The sequence below is a fragment of the Alteromonas sp. ABH4_457 genome, from assembly GCF_056160625.1.
In genome coordinates this window covers 156,790-175,805 of the sequence record NZ_JBSWXN010000008.1, presented here as the reverse complement: position 1 = coordinate 175,805, position 19,016 = coordinate 156,790, and the positions used below count along the sequence as shown (strand labels likewise).

The window sequence follows — 19,016 nt, the reverse complement described above, 5'->3', positions numbered from 1 at the left end:
ATGGAAAATTATCCCAACTTACTGCCACCCAGGCAATCCGGTGACGGGGTTACACTGCCGCCTCTGGCTTCCCATTCTTCAGGGGTATACGTGTGCAAAGCCAGTGCATGTACCGGTCCCTGTAAAGCTTCGGCCAGCAACCCGTTCACCTTCTGGTGACGGGGCACCCGACGTACGTCAACAAACACTTCCGACACCACCGTTACCTTGAAGTGACTCTGGGCACCGTCGGGCACATTGTGCATATGACTTTCATCCAGCACTTCAAGATACACAGGTGTGAGAGCATCATTAAGTTGCTGTTCGATAAACTGTTTTACATTTTGCATGGGTTCTGCTCCGGCACAGCGGGATAGATAAATCTGAAAGTTAGATTAATTCTACCATCAACGTGCCGGGTCGTCTTGTTGATGCCGTGCAGATAGTTGCGCTGAGTGTCTCCCTCCATGATTAACAGTGAGCCATGCTCAAGACTGATCTTCACTGACGGAGCACCACTGCGGTGACGAAACAGAAAGGGCCTCGCTTCACCGAGAGTCACAGATGCAATAACCGGCTGCTCGCCCAGCTCCCTTTCATCATCGGCATGCATGCCCATGCTGTCCTGCCCGTGCCGGTACCAGTTCGCCAGCACACTGTTAAACCTGCAACCGGCGGTGTTTTCGCAACGGGTTTTCAACGCCAGCAGATCAGCGGTCCAGGGGCGCGGTACCATCGTCAGGCCGGAGTAGGAATACTCGCTGACAGCATCCCCATACCAGGCTTGCAGACGCGGAATTTTAACCGGCTTACCAAACAGTTTAATGGTATCCTGCGACCAGTTTAACGATGAGGCCAGCGATGCGTACAACGCGTCAGCATCATCCGGTCCTATCCAGCCCGGTATGTAAGTAACATCCGCGCCGGGTAACGCCAGTTTCTGAGGCGCAGCGCCGGCGTTACAGCCATCATCGAACAGTGAAAATTGCATAAATCCGGAACCCGATTAACGTTATCATGAGCGACATCACAGCATGAGCGACAACACAGCCTTTGTATTTCGCGACCGCGAACTGAACTTAATACGCCACCCGGCAAAACATCAGCATGTCAGTTTACAGGCCTGGGACAGCGCCGATGAGTTGATCATCGATTATCTTGCCACAGAAGCCCCTGAAGGCCCCGGCAAATGTATCATATTTAATGATGACTTCGGCACCCTGGGCTGCTGGTATGCCACTGATAATCCATGCTGGATTTCAGATTCATGGATTGCTCACCGCTCGCTGGCTGACAACCTGGAAGGTAACAATATTGCCGCCACACAGGATGACAACGAACTGGTAGCCTCACCATTAAAAGCTGCTGATTGCCTTGCTCCGTTGCCGGAAAAGCCGCAAACGGTGATTATCAAGATACCCCGCACTCTTGCGTTGCTGGAACATCAGTTGATTATGTTGCAGGAAGTCATTACCCCTGAAACTCGTATTGTGGCCGGTGCGAAAGTGAAGGCCATCACGAAAAATGTGCTGGAGCTGTTTGAGAAATACACCGGTCACACCACCACTTCACTGGCAAAGAAAAAATCCCGCCTTATTTTTGCAAAGCCGGATGAAGCGATACTGAAAAAGCCCGTACAGTCTCCTTATCCGGTGCGCTGGACAGCGAAAAGCCAGAACGGCGTAACGCTGACACTTTCCAACCATGCCAATGTATTCTCCGGACGCTCTTTAGACATCGGGGCAAGGTTCATGATTGATCATATGAACGTGACCAACAACGAACGGGTTATTGATCTTGGTTGCGGCAACGGCATTTTAGGTCTGAACGCGCTGGCACTGGCACCACAGGCGCGGATCACCTTTGTTGATGAGTCATTCATGGCGCTGGCCTCAGCCAGACAAAACGTGGCAGAGAACTTTCCTGAACAACTGGCGCAATGTGAATTTGTGCCATCGAACTGCCTTGACGCCTTGAAACAGGCTGTAGAGGGCGGATTCAGTAAAGTGTTCTGCAACCCGCCCTTTCATCAGCAGAACGCGATAACCGACCACATTGCCTGGCAAATGTTTTCAGATTCCAAAGCCAGTCTGGCCAGAGGTGGACATCTGGTGGTGGTGGGTAACCGCCATCTCGATTACCATGTTAAATTAAAGCGCTTGTTTGGTGGCGTAACGCAAGTTGCCAGCCATCAGAAGTTTGTTATTTTAAGTTGTGCAAAACGCTAAAGGGAGAATGCTATGCTGCGTGCTTTGCTGCTGGCTTTAGTTGTCGTAACCACTCCGGTTATTGCAGCAAAACCAAAAGATGACGGCTCACAAATTCAGCCGGACAATTATTACCCGCGGGTGAAAATGGAAACCACAATGGGCGATTTTGTCGTCGAACTGTACCGCCGCCGTGCGCCTATCACCGTGAATAACTTCCTTCGTTACGTTGATAAGAAAAGCTATAACGGCACCATTTTTCACCGTGTTGTACCCGGCTATATCGTCCAGGGTGGCGGTTACAATGCTGAGTTTGATGAAAAGCCGGATTACGGCACGATTTTCAACGAATCCGGCAGTGGCATGAGCAACAAGATGTACACGGTTTCCATGGCACGCCAGAACGACCCGCATTCAGCGACACGACAGTTCTTCTTTAACATGAATGACAATACCAACCTGGATCCCGGCAGAGACTGGGGTTACAGCGTGTTCGGTATGATTGTGGAAGGCGAAGCTGTTGTGGAAAAAATGATGGAAGTAGAGCTGGACTATCAGCCGGCGCTGGGTGAACCGAATTCCCCTAAAGAGCCCATCATTCTGAAATCTGTCACTTTACTTCCGGCGGTGTAAAAAAGCTGACGCTGTGGCAGCGCGTAAATTCAGCGCTGCCGCGTTTTTAAATCCAGCCAGAAAAAATGTTGCGCAAAGACACCTGACATAAACAGATTGCCCCGCTTCTTAAAGCCCAGTTTCATTAACAGTTTCTGAGAATCCGTATTATCAGCATGAGTCATCGCAGTGAGGTAAGTCACGCCAAGGGTGTCTCTGGCATAGCTGATAACCGCTTCACCGGCTTCGCCACCAATCCCCTGCCCGCGGGCTTGCGGAAGCAAGGCGAATCCTAAATCAGGCGCACTGAAAATACCGCGGTTTATCAAACCACACATCCCCAACGGTTTACCGGTTAATTTATCTACTACGGCAAACAAACCATAGCCATGGTTTTCAAAATGCACCAGCGCATTATCAATATACCGGTTCGCATCTTTAAGTGTATGTACACCCCGGTTTCCAATAAAACGTAGCCACAGAGGGTCGTGATTTAACGCAAAAATCCAGTTGCGATCATCAGCCACCGGCTTGCGCAGATGCAGCCGCGATGTAGAAAGAATCAAAGATGTGCCTTTTAACAAAAAAACTCCCGCAATGGAAAACCATAACGGGAGTCAGTATAGCGTCTCGCCGGCCCGGCTTCACGCAGCAAACTGACAGATTCAGTTACTACACGAACACACACATCACCATGCCGGCATGCCAGGGACTTAAAACACGGCTCTTACACCCACCGAGAAGTTGCGGCCGGGCAGCGGCGCTAAATCTTTCAGGAACGACGTGTGCATGCGGGCCTCTTCGTCTGTGATGTTGTCTGCAGTAGCGAACAGCACCCAGTCCACCCCGGCAGATGCGATGTCATATTCAACACTAGCGTTCAGCAAGGTGTAGCCATCAGTTGCAGTTTCATATGGTGCAGTACGGGTTTGGTCGTCATACCATTCCACACCCACCTCACCGGAAAGTGATTGCCCCTGATAACGGATTGACGAGCCGATACGCAGAGGCGGAATGCGTGGCAAGTCTTCGTTATCCAGTTTGGCACGAATGTAGTCACCATATAAATCCACACGCCATTCACCGGTAATGTTGTAGAACACCTCGGCTTCCATACCGTATAAGTCAGCATCGGATTGCCGGAAGTAGTACACCGGTGTGCCCTCTTCCTCATGACCTTCCTCTTCTGCCCCTTCTTCCTCGTGTTCATGCTCTTCGGTTACAGCAATCAGGCCTGTACCACTTTCATAAATGTAGTTGTCTACCTGGTTGTAGAACAGTGACGCAGTGTAACCCCAGTTGCCGCTGAATTTACGGAATGTGAGATCCATGTTGGTACTGACTTCTTCATCTACACTTCTGAGCGTGTCAGATAACTCACCTTCATCATCCAGTTGATACACCAACCCGACTTCATAAGTCCGGGTCGCAATGTGCTGACCACCGGAGAACAATTCCTGCTGACTTGGCGCACGTTCATTGCGGGATAATGTCAGTGCGGCAGAGTAACCCAGCTGATATTCCCAGTTTGCACCGGCAGATACCGAAACACTGGTGAAGTCATAGTCAGGGAAGTTGAAGACCATAGCCTCTTCTTCATGTTCTTCCTCTTCCTCATGCTCTTCTTCGTCAAGGTGCTCCACATGAAGTTCCACTTCAGCGTCATCCGCATCGTAGGAGGTTTGCTCAAGACGGCCACCCAACTCAAAAGTCACGTCGCCCACTTTCTTCTGTTCAATCAGAAAAACAGCTTGTGTATCTGTGCTGGTTGGCGGGGAAAATGCTTCTTCACCAATCGCTTCGTAATCGCTGTCCGTCAGCTGGAAACCAAATACACCATGCCATCCGGCAATACCGGTATGGGCAATCGTCAGCTTGGCATTCACGCCTTCATTATTAAATTGCGTACCAATTTCGCCATCTTCAATTTCAACGTGGGTGTAGTCTGTATAAGCAGCAGAGAACCGGATATTGTCAATGCCGGCAGTGGGCGAATGCCATTCACCCGCCAGTTGATAGCGGGTCATATCCACATCAATTTTGGTACCTTCTTCTGCGCCTTCTTCCTCATGCTCTTCACCTTCTTCATGCTCTTCTTCCTCATGATGATGATGATGACCGGGCACGCCATACAGGTTATCCAGTTTTTCTACAGAAAAGCCGAAGAAGCCTTCATCCTTTACATAGCTGATACCGGCATTGAAGTCGGTTGTATCCATATCTGTACTGGCCAGTGTGCCGTAAGTGGCATCATCATCCGGCTCAGCCTCTGAGTAGCCGGGAATATCCACGTCATCCGTTTTGCGTTTGAAACCATCGAAGTGAAATGCCACATTTCCGGTTCCGGTGGTCACGTCCACCTTACCGAACTTACCGTTGTCCACGGTGGAATAACGCATTTCTGCTTCCCCTTCTGTGCCGTATGGCATTTCCTGAGGAATACGTTTGTCGACCACGTTGACCACACCGCCGATCGCGCCGGAGCCATATTGTAATGTGGCAGGACCGCGCAGTACTTCCACCTGAGTGGCACTGGAAGTGCTGGCCGCTACGTTATGATCAGGACCAATTCGTGATACATCAGATACATCCAGACCGTTCTGCACGATTTTCACCCGCGGACCACCGGCACCACGAATGACCGGACTGCTTGAGACCGGTCCGAAGTAACTGGAATGCACACCCGGAACAGTTTTCAGTGTTTCACCCAAAGTCGGCTGTTGTTTTCTGCGCAGTTCTTCTGAGCCTATAACCGAGACCGGCGTCACGCTTTCCAGTACAGAGGTTTGCATTGCGGTAGCAGTTACCGTGATGTTCTCAATGGAAGCTGGCAGAAGCGTAAAGTTAACCTGCTGGTCTTCAGAAACGGGACCTAAATCTTTATCACCATGCAGATATTTCGGCGTTGCCACATGAATATGGACGTCTTGTGCGGTGACATTATCCATTGAATAAATGCCATTTTCGTCGGTATAGACTACGCGCCTTGAACCTTCTACTGAGACTTCTGCTCCTGCAACGGGAGCGCCGGCTTGATCAGTGACTTTACCTGTTATTGTCGTGGCCAGTGCGGCACTGCTGAATGCTGTCATCAAAGCAACAGCTATAAGAGAGGGAGTATGCATGGTGATTTCCGTTAACTACTGAGTTATCGCCTGTTTCGTAATGTTATAACATTTTCAGGCGAATTAGCGTTAACGTCAACGGCATTTTGTCGACAACATCAGCGTTTTATCGATGATATAACATATCATGCCATAAACTTTGCAAAATTATCACAGATTGATTTCAGGAATCGTTCAAAAAGCAGAAAATACTGTCAGGGTAGGATAAGGGAATTTATTCAGGCCCGCGATACGGGGAACGAAATGATGTCCTGAATATGTTCAGCACCTGTTTTCAGCATCAGCAATCGGTCGATACCCAGTGCCACGCCGGCGCAGTCAGGTAATCCCTGCTCCAGCGCAGAGAGGAAATGCTCATCCACCGGCAGTTCCGGTAAGCCGGTTTGACGGCGTTGTGCATTATCGTTAAGAAAGCGCTGACGCTGTTCCGCGGGGTTAGCCAGTTCATTAAACCCGTTCGCCAGTTCCACGCCTTTAAAATACACTTCGAAACGATCAGCAGTACGGGGGTCATCTTCATTCACTTTTGCCAGTGCTGCCTGCGAGGCTGGAAAGCCATAAACAAAACAGGGTACGGCAGCGCCAATACGGGGCTCGATGTAAAGGCTAAACAGCAGTTGCAGAAGGGTGTCTGCGTCTTCCGGCATGCCGGCATGCATATCCAGCCCGCATTGCAAAGCGGTTTGCTGCAGAAGTTCAACTGTGGCGGTAAGAGGATCGACGTTTAATTCCCTGAGGAATACATCCTGATAACTGATTTTTTCCGCAGTTCCGGTCGACAATGTCAGTTGCAGCAGGGTGTCCATTTCTGCCATCAACTGATGATGGTCATAGCCGGTACGGTACCACTCCAGCATAGTAAATTCAGGGTTGTGAAAGCGCCCTGCCCCTTCATGACGAAACGCTTTGCATATCTGATAAATCGAACCGTAGCCTGCACACAACAGCCGTTTCATGGCGTATTCCGGCGACGTTTGCAAATACAGGGTTTCCTTTCTGCCTGTGTCGCTGTGATCAAATTCACTGGAAAAGGCAGCCAGATGCACATCGGTAACGGTACCGTGGCTTAGCAATGGTGTATCGACTTCGAGCACATCTCTGCAGGCGAAGAAATCACGGATTTGGCGCAGCAGTTCAGCCCGCTTACGCAAATTATTCAGCGATGCGGTGGGTTGCCAGGGAGTATTTGATGACATGAGATCGGATACGGGAATTATCAGGCCGGAGAGGGCATAAGAATATATCCGGCCAGTGCACGTAAGTGCGTACCGGCCGGCAGCGGGTTCAGATTACTTCTGCGCCCGTGATACGTATTCGCCGGAGCGGGTATCAACACGGATAACTTCACCGGTTTGAACGAATAAAGGTACACGAACAACAGCGCCGGTAGACAGCGTAGCAGGCTTGCCGCCGGTTCCCGCTGTATCGCCTTTCAGGCCTGGGTCTGTTTCAGTGATTTCCAGCTCAACAAAGTTAGGCGGAGTTACTGTGATAGGTGAGCCGTTCCACAGTGTGATGGTGCACACATCGTTCTCTTTCAGCCACTTAATGTTTTCGCCAACCGCTTTTTCGTCTGCTGCGATTTGTTCGAATGTATCGTTATTCATAAAGTGGTAGAATTCGCCGTCGGTGTACAGGTAGGCCAGTTCCGTATCCATCACGTCTGCGCCTTCTACGGTTTCACCGGAGCGGAACGTTTTTTCCAGAACTTTACCGGAGATCAGCTTACGGATTTTAACGCGGTTAAAAGCCTGACCCTTACCCGGTTTTACGTATTCGTTTTCCAGAATGTTACAAGGTTCGCCGTCAAGCATGATCTTGAGGCCGCCTTTGAATTCGTTAGTGCTGTAAAAAGCCATATTTTTCTCTGCCAATACATAAGGTGTAAATACGAAGTGGCGCAAATAATACCTAAAAATCGGCTGTCTGTAGAGACAAACTGGCAAAAAGATCTTGCAATGGCGTTTACCCGCCCGGAAGACCTGCTGGACTACCTCGATCTCGATGTAGACCAACTGGGTCATCACGGCGCTGCCAGACGGTTATTTCCCATGCGCGTCCCCCGCCACTTCGCCTCATTGATGGAAAAAGGCAACTGGCATGACCCGTTGCTCCGCCAGGTAATGCCTTTATCTCAGGAATTTGAAGCCGCCCCCGGCTACAGCACCGACCCGCTGGATGAACATGATACTGCCGGTAAGGGGTTATTACATAAGTACCAAAGTCGCGTACTGCTGATTGTAAAAGGCGGATGCGCTGTAAACTGCCGCTACTGCTTCCGTCGCCACTTCCCCTACGCCGACAATGCGGTGAGCAAACAGGAATGGGAAAACGCCATTGCTTATATTGCTGCCGATCCGGCCATTAACGAAGTGATTTTCTCGGGCGGTGATCCGCTGATGGCAAAAGATACCCATCTGGCCTGGCTGGCCGGTGAAATATCACGGATCCCCCATATCCGCAGATTGCGAATTCATACACGCCTGCCGGTCGTGCTCCCCCAACGCCTGGACGCAGAGTTCAGTGACTGGTTAACGTCATTGCCGGTGAAAACGATTCTGGTATTACATGCTAACCACGCCAATGAATTCAGTCCGGCACTGAACGACCGTTTAGATGCATTACGCAGGCATGGCGTGACGCTGCTCAATCAGGCAGTATTATTGAAAGGCGTTAATGATACGGCTGATGCACTGGTAGATTTGCAGGAGGCGTCTTTTGAAGCAGGCGTGATGCCCTACTATCTGTATTTGCTGGACAAAGTTCAGGGCGCGGCCCACTTTGAAGTGTCTGACGATGAAGCCAGATCATTGATGGCGGAAGTAATAAAGCGCTTACCGGGTTTTCTGGTACCGAAACTCACCAGAGAAATCGGTGGCCAGCCCGGCAAAACGCCTGTCGACTTACATATTCACCCGTAATTACGCGTAGGTATCGACGTTGGCACCCAACGACGGATTACCGGATGACGGTTTTGGTACGTCAGCGGCTGATTCCAGCAGCTGAAGCGTTGCTTGTCCCTCTTGTTGTTGCTGGCTTTTCGCCATTTTAAGAGAGGCCAACTCAAGCGACGCACCGGATGTTGCAGATGCACCAGCACCTTGTATATCCATACCAGTTTCCTTTGTTGCTTGTAGCAAAGTAAAAAAGTAGGCAGAATTGCCCACCTTCATCAGCGTACTCCATCATTAATGATGCAGTACGGGTATATCGTTATCGACCATACACTCATAAACTTTAGCTGAAATCCGGAAAGTCATGCAGGCAATTAACGAACAACTTCAGGAAACCTTACAAACCCTCTACCGCAAAGCGATAGACGCCGATGCGGTGCTGGACCAGTTACAACAGGTTCAGAAAGGCAAGTTTCAGGCAGTATTCGCAGAAGACAGCGGGTTTGAAACACAGGCAAAGCGTTTCTCGCCCTACGTGGAAGAAATCGCCCGCGACTGGCAGGCCATCAAAGACGCTGACGAAGCGACCTTTAAAGCAGGCCTGGCTCCGCTGGTGAAAAAGATAGAACTGGCGCTGACGACCCTGTCACAGTTTCAGGCGGTAGGCAAAGCCTGACCCGCCCTCAGTTTTCTTCAAGTTGGTAAAGAGGCACCGTTGCAAGACGGGCCTTTATCTTTGCCACTTCCTGCAGGTAGGCGTCGCTGTCTACCCGCTCAAACTGTTCAATAAACTGGTCTTTCGACAATCCCTCTGCCAGACCGTCAACCGGCGGCATGATCACATCGTCGTCATGCATTTCAGATAATAGTTGCTGCACCCGGACAGCATGAACCGGTGACGTCGCAACACGCGCAAACTCAATACCGGCCATATCAGCTGTCAGATCAACGAAGGAATAACCGCTTCCGCCCATAGCACGGTCCATCAATTCTTTAAATTCACCGATGGCCAGTGTAACGCCTTGCTCACTTAATACTTTTAATGCAGCGGAAATCAGGAAGTGTCTGGCAAGATCGTTGCGGCCCCGCAGTAATGGTGGCGTTAACGGTTTCAGGGCTTTATCCGCATCAGGCTGAACGTCTCCGACAAAGTTGGCAACCCGGTGATGGCCGATAAAAATTGCCAGCGCCAGAATGGCTGCCCGGTTATGTTCCGCCGCGTTCTCAGGCGTGCTTCGCTGAGCTGCGCGTTTCATGGTCAGACGGATAAAATCCACTGCCGGTTGCGGGGTATCCGCCAGGGTAATATCCTGAAAAGAGATGTAGCGCAGGTAATAGGCCGTTAAGTCCCGCAGCTCGTCGTCCTGATCCACCGATAAACCATTTTTGACTTCGTTCAGATTGCGCAGGAAGCCGTCCATAGGACGCAGACTGACCATCATTTCCTGTTCCGTCATACTGACTTTTTCAATCTGCTCCCTTGCCTGAGTGGCGATATCACTTTTAGTCCAGCGGTTAACCAACCACTCGGCCAACCCTACCGCCAAATGCCCGGGTATATGTAAATCGCCAATTTTCACTTCATCCAGCAACAGGAAGTTAGCCGGCAAAATCGTGGCATCAACGTTCAGGTAGCTGTCAAATAAGTCCACCGGAATAGCAATGCTGGCTTGTAAACGGGTGGCATCGGGATGCACAGTTACCTTACCGCGGAAGTCCGGCGTGGCACGCTGTAAGAAGCCGACAATGGAGTCAAACTGTTGAGTTGTGATAGTAATAGTGTGACCCTGATGGCGATCTGAAACACTGGATTCCAGCTGAGACAGCAGTTCATGTACGGTATCGGCATCTGCCACCTGTTCCGCTGCTTTTACATCAACCACAGGTTCACTTTCTATCATCAGTACAATCAGTCCCGCCACCAGCAATACACTCACCAGCAACGCTATAATGACACCACGTAATATTCGCAAACGGATCCGCCTCTTAAACCGAAGGTTATTATTCTTTGTGAATTCCGGAATAAATTCAATCCCGGTATGTCTTCAGACAATCAGGACTCTAACATCCACCATGCCTGAAGGGATGAATATCTGGATGTGGCATCGTTAAAATTATGTCCGGCTGAATGGACTGTGGGGATAACGACGCAAGGCACACCGGCGTTCACGGCAGCCCGCATACCATGTTCCGTGTCTTCAACGGCGACACATTCATGAGGCTGGCGTCCCAGCTTTTTCATGGCCAGCAGATAGCAATCAGGCGCCGGCTTGCTGTTAGTCACATCTTCAACGGAAACCGTTGCGGAAAACATATGACGAAGGTTCCTGGCCTCCAACGTACGCTCTACTGAAATGCGGCTTCCACCGGTCACGATGGCCAGTTGATACCCGCTCTGGTAACACTTTTTAATGGTCTGTACTGCATGAGGCATCAGTGGAAAAGGCTGCTCTGCAAGATAACGGCGGGTTTGTTCATGTTTTTCTTCCGCCAGACTTTCTGCTGCAACGGGCAGCTTAAATGTTGTCACTGCATCAACTGCGTTTTGGGCAACCGGAATACCGGCCATGACATCACTGTAAAAAGCTTCCGTCAGGCTCACACCATGCTGGCGGAGCACTGTTCGCCAGATTTCATAATGCACCTGTTCAGAATCAATAAGGGTACCGTCATGATCAAACAAAATGGCGCGGGTTGTCGGGCTGATTGCACGGGGAGATGTCATAGGGTGTGAATGTCCTTGTTTAAGCGGGTATCTCATTGAAACTAACCTTACCCCGGATTCGGATCAATCTTAATCCGTTCATCGCATTAGTATTGAATTGCATCCGGTATTGCTGCAAATTACTTTTCCATATCACGGATTTCGATATTTCTTCCCTGACGTGGAACTCACATGGACTTGTTTACGCTTTCCCTCTGCACGGTTTTACTAAGTGCAATGATGGCCATTACGCTGTCAGCTCTCTTTCTGACCAACACCGCTGATAAAGCCATGCGTGACTGGTCCCTGGCCGGCGTCTGTTTTCTCGCCTGCAGCCTGTTAATCCTTGTTGCGTCTGTTCGCACCGTGCCCTGGCTTCTTACTCCTGTGTTATCTAACACACTGTATATCGCCGCCCATGGTTTTGTGCTCAGCGGGATTACATCGCAAACCCGCTCGGTGAACAGCCACCTTTCCATTGGTGTATTTTCAGCTTTTGTTTTGCTGATGCATTTTAACGATGCAATCAGCAGCAATGTGGAATTCCGCATGCTGGCCATCTACCCGGTTATGTTGACATTAAACCTGCTGAGTGTCTTCCACTTGTGGCGCTTCAGACACTCGGCCCATGGTAAGAGTTATTGGGCTGTCATGACGATTATTCTGCTTTTCATTGTTCACACCGCCGGCAGTGCTGTGGCAATTCTTCTTTTCCCTGACCACCTTGAGTTCCTTGGTAACGATATTATTCAGACCACTAATTCACTGGTTGTGCTGTTGTATATTTCCGGTCTGACACTCGGATTAATATTTGTTCACGCCTGGAAACGGGAGGTTACCCTTAAAACCGTATCCAGAACCGACGCGCTCACTGGCTGGTTTAACCGGCATGCCCTGAATGAATCTGCCAGCAGAGAATTTACCCGCTGCCAGCGTAATCAGCTTTCCTTCGCGTTTGTCACTTTCGACATCGATTTTTTTAAAAATGTAAACGACCAGTACGGACACACAACCGGCGACAGAGCCATTCGTCATATTGCTAATGTCGCCAGGGAAGCCACCCGGGAGTACGACTATCACTTCCGTCTTGGCGGCGAGGAGTTTGTGATCATGCTGGCAGGGCTGAAAGTCAGCGATGTGAAAGCCATTGCTGAACGTGTGCGGTTCGCTATTCAGTCCACGCCCTTGTGTATGGGAACCGAATCCCTTCCCTTGTCTGTCAGTGTGGGAATGGCCACCATGGAACAGGGCGATCTGGGCTGGCATGTGGTGCTGGAAAGAGCTGATGACGCACTCTATGCGGCGAAAAAAGGCGGACGGAATAACACCCGTTTTCTTACCGCAAATGCGTTGTCACTGGTCAAGGGCTGAACATTACAACAGCCGGTCAGTCACTTTAAACTGAATGGTAAACTCTACGCCTTCGCCTTCTTTGCTTCTGCATTTAATGCTTCCGCCCAATGCATTCGTAATAATATTGTAAGTGATATTGAGCCCGAGTCCGGTGCCGCCGGTCCCCCGGCGCGTGGTAAAAAACGGGTCGAAGATTTTCGGTGCATTTTCCTCGCTGATCCCTTTCCCGTTATCTTTGTACACCAGCAAAAATTCGTGACTGTTCAGCTCACTGATAGTCATGGCTATGTGCCCGCTATCCCGATCACTGAAGCCGTGATTGACTGAATTGACTATAAGATTGGTCAGTACCTGAGACAACAAACCCGGGTTAGTAATAACATTGAGATTATCAGGGCAATGAATATCCACCACGACACTGGCTTTTCGTAACACCGAGGCAAGACTGAACACCACTTCATCGAAGTATTGCTTAAGGTTTACCTCGCGGTCTTCCTCGCTGGTCTGGTCAACCGCAACTTGCTTAAAGCTTCTCACCAGGTGAGCGGTTCTTACCAGATTCTTTTTCACGATATCAGCGATTTCATTGGCACTGTTAAGGAAGTCTTCGAAGTCGTTTTCTGTCAGGCTGCCTTTATCGTAACGCTGACGGATATCTGTGCACTCTTCCATCAATTGGGTTACCCCCGTCAGGCCAATGCCTACCGGCGTATTTATTTCGTGAGCCACCCCCGCCACCAGCGACCCTAAACTGGCCATTTTCTCAGACTCGATTAACTTATCCTGAGTTTGCTTCAAATCATTGATCATGGTTTCAAGGCTGGCATTGGAGTCTTTCAGTGCCGCATTGCGCTCTACAATTTGTAATTCCAATGCTTTCTTTTCAGATATATCCCTGGTGATGGCGTACAGCACATCATCTCCGCCAAGGGTAATCAGGGTGACAATAATTTCGCACCAGAATTCTGACCCGCAGGCTTTTTTGTGCACCCATTCGAACCGCACACTACCTTTATTAAACGCATTTTCGATGATCTCTACGGCAGCCTCTTCAGACGGCCGGCCATCCGGCTGATATTCGGGCGAAATATCCATGGGCGTCAGACCAATAATGTCTTCTTTTTTACTGAATCCCAGTTGTTCGAGAAAGGCGCGGTTGCAATCCAGATAGTGCTCGCTGGTGAGCAGGCATAATCCGTCTACTGACTCATTGAATAGTGTTTCAAAGGCATCTTTCTGTGCAGCGATTTCCAGTTCAAGGTTTTTCTTTTCAGAAATATCCCGCCAGTTTGCGTGCACCACAACTTCGTCGTTCATCATCATTTTTGTGATGATGACCTCCGCCCAAAATGGCTCCCCGTTGAATCTGGAGTGCAGCCATTCAAATCGTAAACTCCCCTCCTCCATACAACGCTCAATGAGCTTTGCGCCTTTCTCAGCCGACACCTGGCCGTCAGGCTGAAATTCAGGAGAAAAATCGAAAGGCGTCAGGCCGATGAACTGTTCTTTATCAGCGATGCCGACCAGATCCAGCATCGACTGATTACAATCGAAGAATATACCTTCGCGGAAAATACCCAGACCATCTTTTGAGGCCCTGAAAACGGCCTCAAATCCGTTATCGTGCAAGCTGATGTCTTTCATTGAAAAATGTTCCGAAGCCGGATCGCTAAAAAAGAAAGCGGCCTGATTGCCACCTCATACAAAAATTAGCAAAGATTGAACATAGTGCCACCTGATATACCGGTGAAATAATAGACTATGCTTGCGGAATGCCGGTGCAATAATCCGGAAAGCCTGATACATTCCCCTAATTCATTTTAAAGACAATGCAGATAATACTATGCTGAACTGGCAATGCCTGACTTTCGGTGAGCTCACAATCACCCAACTGTACGCCCTGGTTCAGGCACGAATAAATGTATTTGTCGTAGAGCAAAATTGTCCCTATTCTGAGCTGGATGATAAAGATACTCAGGCTTGTGTTCGTCACCTGCTTGGTTATGAGAACGGAGACATTGTCGCCTACGCACGCTTGTTACCGCCCGGGCTCAGCTATCCGTCAGTCAGTATTGGCAGGGTGCTGACAACCAGCCAGTGTCGCGGTTCAGGTCAGGGATACACTCTGATCGAAAAGGCATTAGCGTACTGCGCTGAATACTGGCCTGAGCAGAATATTGAAATCGGCGCACAGGAACATCTGGCAGGTTTCTACGGAAAATTTGGCTTTACGCCAACATCCACTATGTATCTGGAAGACGGTATTCCCCATATTGATATGAAACTTACAAGACAAAAATAGCCACATTTGTGGCTATTTTTAGTTTTAATAAAGGCTGCGGGGTATTACACCACTTCGGCCATATTCCCTTTGCTTTCCAGCCAGGACTTTCTGTCGCCGGAGCGCTTTTTGGCCAGCAACATATCCATCATCTCTAACATTTCTGTGCTGTCATCAATGGTAAGCTGAACTAACCGGCGGGTATTAGGATCCATGGTGGTTTCACGTAACTGCATAGGGTTCATTTCACCCAAACCTTTGAAGCGTTGCACGTTCACTTTGCCCCGCTTCTTCTCTGCTTCAATGCGGTCCAGAATACCCTGTTTCTCGCTTTCATCCAGCGCATAAAACACTTCTTTGCCCACATCGATGCGGAACAGCGGCGGCATGGCAACATACACATGACCGGCATCTACCAGCGCACGGAAGTGACGGACGAACAAGGCACACAACAACGTGGCAATATGCAGTCCGTCGGAGTCAGCATCAGCCAGAATACAAATTTTCCCGTAACGCAAACCGGATAAATCCGAAGAATCCGGGTCAATACCCAGTGCAACAGAAATATCGTGAATTTCCTGTGAACCCAACACCTGGGAGGACTCGACTTCCCAGCTGTTCAGAATTTTTCCCCGCAGCGGCATAATCGCCTGGAACTCACGATCCCGCGCTTGCTTGGCAGAACCACCCGCGGAATCCCCTTCCACCAGAAACAGTTCTGAACGGGTAATATCCTGGCCGGAACAATCTGTGAGCTTGCCGGGTAGTGCCGGGCCCTGTGTGACTTTCTTACGGGCTACTTTCTTGTTCTGGCGCAGACGGCGCTGGGCGTTGTTAATACACATTTCAGCCAGGGCTTCTGCCACATCAGTATGCTGGTTCAGCCACAAACTGAAAGCATCCTTAACAACGCCGGAAACAAACGCTGATGCCTGACGGCTGGATAAACGTTCTTTTGTCTGACCGGCAAACTGAGGGTCTTGCATCTTCGTCGACAGAATGTAAGCACAGCGGTCCCAGATATCATCAGGAGATAATTTAACACCGCGGGGCATTAGATTACGGAATTCACAAAATTCCCGCATAGACTCCAGCAGGCCCTGACGAAGACCGTTAACATGGGTACCGCCCTGTGCAGTAGGAATAAGGTTTACGTAACTCTCGGTGACCAGTTCGCCACCTTCAGGCAGCCACATGACAGCCCAGTCCGCAGCTTCTGCATTGCCGGAGAAGTTTCCGATAAAAGGCGTGTCTGCCGGCAGCGTTTCAAACTCCTGCACCGCCTGATACAAATAGTCCCGCAAGCCGTCTTCAAAATACCACTCGGTGGTATCGCCGCTGACTTTATTGTCGAAGCGGATGCGCAGCCCTGGACAAAGCACCGCTTTAGCACGTAAGTTGTGCACTAAGCGGGAAACAGAGAATTTAGCAGAATCGAAATACTGAGGATCAGGCCAGAACCTTACACGAGTGCCGGTATTCCGGCGACCACAGGAGTCGATAACCCGTAACTCTTCCGCCTTTTCACCATTGGCAAAATCAATCTGATAGACGTTTGCGTCACGGCGGATAACCACTTCGACGCGGGTAGACAGAGCGTTAACAACAGAAATCCCTACCCCGTGCAAACCACCGGAAAAAGCATAGTTTTTATTGGAAAACTTACCGCCGGCATGAAGCTTGGTCATGATTAATTCCACACCGGACATTTTTTCTTCCGGGTGAATGTCTACCGGCATACCCCGGCCATCGTCAATGACTTCCAGCGACTGATCTTCGTGCAGGATCACTTTGATATTCGTCGCGTGTCCGGCCAGCGCCTCGTCCACACTGTTATCGATAACTTCCTGACCGAGGTGATTTGGCCGCATCGTATCGGTATACATGCCCGGACGGCGTTTAACCGGGTCCAGACCATTGAGGACTTCTATCGCTTCGGAATTATATTGATTAGACATAGTGCTGCTTATTCCAGGACGCTGTTTATTATAGGCACGGGCGTGCCACAGTTTTAAACGATGTTAGCAGGCATCAGTTATGTGAGCAATTGCCCGTTTGCGTCCGGCGGGCATCTGACACAGGCTGTTCGGCTTACTTGCGAAAAAGCTGCAACACAGCCCCCTGCCGGATTTTAATCAAGAAAGCGGAAAATAGCCGGCAGGTGTGTTTCAAAACCGGTAAAACTGTGGTCGCCGCCCTGCTCAATGATAAGTTCGCTGTCAGCGTACTTTTCTTCAGCCTGGCGGTAATCCAGGGTTTCATCACCGGTTTGCAGCAGTACCTTATAACTCTCAGGTGCCGCTAAGCTTTCGCTGTCCATCGCCTTCAGTACCGCCATATCTTCCTGCACAATCTTAAACGGCTCACCGGTGTAAGGGTTGACATGCTCACCGACGTACTTAAGCAACAATTCGAATGGCTTTACCGCCGGATTGATTAAGACCGCTTTGCCGCCGTACTGCTCCACCAGCCAGGTAGACAAATAGCCTCCCATTGAACTGCCTATGGCACGCAGACCCGTTTCCGTCAGTTGTGGATGGGCCTGAATATAGTCAGTCAATTGCTGCCCCACCTGAGAAGGGTAATTCGACAGTTGCGGGATATGTAATGTGATATCCGGCCGGTGCTTTTCACACCAGGCGAGGGTCTGTTGCGCTTTCACTGATTTAGGTGAGCTTAGAAAGCCGTGCAGGTACAACACGTGAATCATTCAATTCTCCTGACTGAAGAGGACCATTCGCCATCAGGCGACAACATAATTTCCCGGAATCCCGGGGGTAACGCAGCAGTGCCAAATTCAGGGTTTAGCTGCCATTGCCAACAGGTCGAGGGTACTGACAGCACGGAGATTCCGGCGGCTTCAGAACATAATCCGGCATGCACATGACCATGTATTGCCAGAGCGATACCAGTAGCGGACTCAAGCCAGGCCAGCAGATCCTGAGGATTTTCCAGGGCGTGTTTATCCATCCAGCTGCCGGTAGGCACAACATGATGATGCAGTGCCAGTAAGTGAAAACAATCAGCGGTACTGTTGATATCTGCACTCACCGCCTGCAATTCTGCCGGCAAAATTTGTCCCCGGGCGCCCTGAAAACGCGTATCGAGCCCGTGTACTTTCCAGTTATTGATGCACCAGGCGTTGCCGGCATGAAGAATGTGATCAGCGAATATAGCTTCAAAGTGAGCGTTACTGTCATGGTTTCCGGCTATGACCCGCCACTCACAGCCGGGCAGATACCGGTCCATCAGTGACAGAAAATGCCGGTAACTTTCTTCGCGGTTATCGCCGCTGACATCGCCAGTAATTATCACATTGTCCGGCGCTTCCCCGGCGGCACATTCAAGCACACGGCTTAACGATTGATAAGGATTAACACCGTATGCTGTCTGATCAGGATCGGCGAACAGGTGACAATCGGAAAGTTGCAGCAGCCGCATTAAACCGGGGCCGATACCACAGGTTTATTTTTCAGACAAAACTGCAGCCACTCTGCAAGAAAGATATTAATCATCAATTTCTCGTTGCGCTGGCGCATTTTGCTGTTGGGATAATCGTATGACGGTGCAAACGCGCCGGTGTTCTGGCTGGTGATGACTTCAGCCATTCTGGCATCGTGATACAACCTGACAGACATAGACGGTTTCAGATATTCCGGCGTGCCGGTACTGTTTTGAGAAACCGTCAGCGTGGTGGTGTAACGGGCAGCCTCATCAATGGTAATCTGATAAGTAAACTGTTCAGCCACTGAAAACCGGTAGACAAGCGATTCGGTATCACAGTCCGGCAGCAAACGCAGGAAACGGCTGTAGTTCAGTTCACACAGTGCCTGCATGCTGGGAAGATGTGGTACATATTTT

At 50.0% G+C, this 19,016-nt stretch carries 20 protein-coding genes; 6 read left to right on the top strand and 14 right to left on the bottom strand.

Translation table 11 applies throughout. The features are described 5' to 3' along the window. Positions 1-8: 8 nt before the first annotated feature. Both ACXAGR_RS20715 and ACXAGR_RS20710 read right to left on the bottom strand, forming a co-directional pair. Positions 9-329, bottom strand: coding sequence for a BolA family protein (locus tag ACXAGR_RS20715; RefSeq protein WP_474845117.1), 321 nt, complete (start codon positions 327-329; stop codon positions 9-11). Then, a complete protein-coding gene (locus ACXAGR_RS20710; RefSeq protein WP_474852292.1) occupies positions 317-970 on the bottom strand; it encodes an alpha-ketoglutarate-dependent dioxygenase AlkB family protein in 654 nt (217 codons plus the stop codon). Before ACXAGR_RS20710 ends, ACXAGR_RS20715 begins: the two co-directional genes overlap by 13 nt. A gap of 43 nt (positions 971-1,013) precedes the next feature. Here ACXAGR_RS20710 and ACXAGR_RS20705 point away from each other — a divergent pair, with 43 nt between their 5' ends. Next, positions 1,014-2,207 (top strand): methyltransferase, encoded by a 1,194-nt coding sequence (locus tag ACXAGR_RS20705; protein WP_474852290.1) that lies wholly within the window; start codon positions 1,014-1,016, stop codon positions 2,205-2,207. Between the two features lie 12 nt (positions 2,208-2,219). Continuing rightward, complete coding sequence (locus ACXAGR_RS20700; protein WP_119500043.1) at positions 2,220-2,819, top strand: peptidylprolyl isomerase; 600 nt, start codon at positions 2,220-2,222, stop codon at positions 2,817-2,819. A gap of 29 nt (positions 2,820-2,848) precedes the next feature. On the opposite strand, the gene ACXAGR_RS20695 is transcribed toward ACXAGR_RS20700, so the two are convergent. From ACXAGR_RS20695 to efp, 4 genes are all read right to left on the bottom strand, one after another. Then, on the bottom strand, positions 2,849-3,382 hold the full coding sequence (locus tag ACXAGR_RS20695) for a GNAT family N-acetyltransferase (RefSeq protein WP_474845123.1): 534 nt from the start codon (positions 3,380-3,382) through the stop codon (positions 2,849-2,851). A 129-nt stretch (positions 3,383-3,511) separates the two neighbouring features. Continuing rightward, positions 3,512-5,923: a TonB-dependent receptor gene (locus ACXAGR_RS20690; RefSeq protein ID WP_474852288.1), complete on the bottom strand. Its 2,412-nt coding sequence runs from the start codon at positions 5,921-5,923 to the stop codon at positions 3,512-3,514. A gap of 218 nt (positions 5,924-6,141) precedes the next feature. Then, complete coding sequence (gene epmA, locus ACXAGR_RS20685) at positions 6,142-7,119, bottom strand: elongation factor P--(R)-beta-lysine ligase (RefSeq protein ID WP_474852286.1); 978 nt, start codon at positions 7,117-7,119, stop codon at positions 6,142-6,144. A 93-nt stretch (positions 7,120-7,212) separates the two neighbouring features. Beyond that, positions 7,213-7,782, bottom strand: a complete 570-nt coding sequence (gene efp, locus ACXAGR_RS20680) for an elongation factor P (RefSeq protein ID WP_303573808.1) — start codon at positions 7,780-7,782, stop codon at positions 7,213-7,215. 36 nt (positions 7,783-7,818) lie between these two features. Between efp and epmB the strand changes: the two genes are divergently transcribed. Further along, positions 7,819-8,844 (top strand): EF-P beta-lysylation protein EpmB, encoded by a 1,026-nt coding sequence (epmB, locus tag ACXAGR_RS20675; protein ID WP_474845129.1) that lies wholly within the window; start codon positions 7,819-7,821, stop codon positions 8,842-8,844. Here the strand turns inward: epmB and ACXAGR_RS20670 are convergent, their stop codons facing one another. Then, entirely contained in the window at positions 8,845-9,036 is a 192-nt protein-coding gene (locus tag ACXAGR_RS20670; RefSeq protein ID WP_119500038.1) for a hypothetical protein, read from the bottom strand. 145 nt (positions 9,037-9,181) lie between these two features. Here ACXAGR_RS20670 and ACXAGR_RS20665 point away from each other — a divergent pair, with 145 nt between their 5' ends. Continuing rightward, positions 9,182-9,493 (top strand): hypothetical protein, encoded by a 312-nt coding sequence (locus tag ACXAGR_RS20665; protein ID WP_119500037.1) that lies wholly within the window; start codon positions 9,182-9,184, stop codon positions 9,491-9,493. Positions 9,494-9,500: 7 nt separating this feature from the next. On the opposite strand, the gene ACXAGR_RS20660 is transcribed toward ACXAGR_RS20665, so the two are convergent. After that, entirely contained in the window at positions 9,501-10,790 is a 1,290-nt protein-coding gene (locus ACXAGR_RS20660; protein WP_474845131.1) for a hypothetical protein, read from the bottom strand. Positions 10,791-10,870: 80 nt separating this feature from the next. Continuing rightward, positions 10,871-11,542: an HAD family hydrolase gene (locus ACXAGR_RS20655; RefSeq protein WP_474845133.1), complete on the bottom strand. Its 672-nt coding sequence runs from the start codon at positions 11,540-11,542 to the stop codon at positions 10,871-10,873. Between the two features lie 171 nt (positions 11,543-11,713). On the opposite strand from ACXAGR_RS20655, the gene ACXAGR_RS20650 reads away from it, so the two are divergent. Further along, positions 11,714-12,892, top strand: a complete 1,179-nt coding sequence (locus ACXAGR_RS20650) for a GGDEF domain-containing protein (protein ID WP_474845135.1) — start codon at positions 11,714-11,716, stop codon at positions 12,890-12,892. A gap of 3 nt (positions 12,893-12,895) precedes the next feature. Here the strand turns inward: ACXAGR_RS20650 and ACXAGR_RS20645 are convergent, their stop codons facing one another. Then, positions 12,896-14,518: a PAS domain-containing sensor histidine kinase gene (locus ACXAGR_RS20645; protein WP_474845137.1), complete on the bottom strand. Its 1,623-nt coding sequence runs from the start codon at positions 14,516-14,518 to the stop codon at positions 12,896-12,898. 199 nt (positions 14,519-14,717) lie between these two features. On the opposite strand from ACXAGR_RS20645, the gene ACXAGR_RS20640 reads away from it, so the two are divergent. Continuing rightward, positions 14,718-15,176: a GNAT family N-acetyltransferase gene (locus ACXAGR_RS20640; RefSeq protein ID WP_474845139.1), complete on the top strand. Its 459-nt coding sequence runs from the start codon at positions 14,718-14,720 to the stop codon at positions 15,174-15,176. A 44-nt stretch (positions 15,177-15,220) separates the two neighbouring features. Here the strand turns inward: ACXAGR_RS20640 and parE are convergent, their stop codons facing one another. The 4 genes from parE to ACXAGR_RS20620 all read right to left on the bottom strand — a co-directional run bounded on the left by parE (position 15,221) and on the right by ACXAGR_RS20620 (position 18,991). Beyond that, complete coding sequence (gene parE / locus ACXAGR_RS20635) at positions 15,221-17,113, bottom strand: DNA topoisomerase IV subunit B (RefSeq protein ID WP_474852284.1); 1,893 nt, start codon at positions 17,111-17,113, stop codon at positions 15,221-15,223. A 173-nt stretch (positions 17,114-17,286) separates the two neighbouring features. Further along, positions 17,287-17,865: a YqiA/YcfP family alpha/beta fold hydrolase gene (locus ACXAGR_RS20630; protein ID WP_474852282.1), complete on the bottom strand. Its 579-nt coding sequence runs from the start codon at positions 17,863-17,865 to the stop codon at positions 17,287-17,289. Further along, positions 17,862-18,596: a metallophosphoesterase family protein gene (locus tag ACXAGR_RS20625; RefSeq protein WP_474852280.1), complete on the bottom strand. Its 735-nt coding sequence runs from the start codon at positions 18,594-18,596 to the stop codon at positions 17,862-17,864. The genes ACXAGR_RS20630 and ACXAGR_RS20625 overlap by 4 nt, the downstream gene beginning before the upstream one ends. After that, positions 18,596-18,991: a DUF1249 domain-containing protein gene (locus tag ACXAGR_RS20620; RefSeq protein WP_119500027.1), complete on the bottom strand. Its 396-nt coding sequence runs from the start codon at positions 18,989-18,991 to the stop codon at positions 18,596-18,598. The genes ACXAGR_RS20625 and ACXAGR_RS20620 overlap by 1 nt, the downstream gene beginning before the upstream one ends. Between the last annotated feature and the right edge of the window lie 25 nt (positions 18,992-19,016).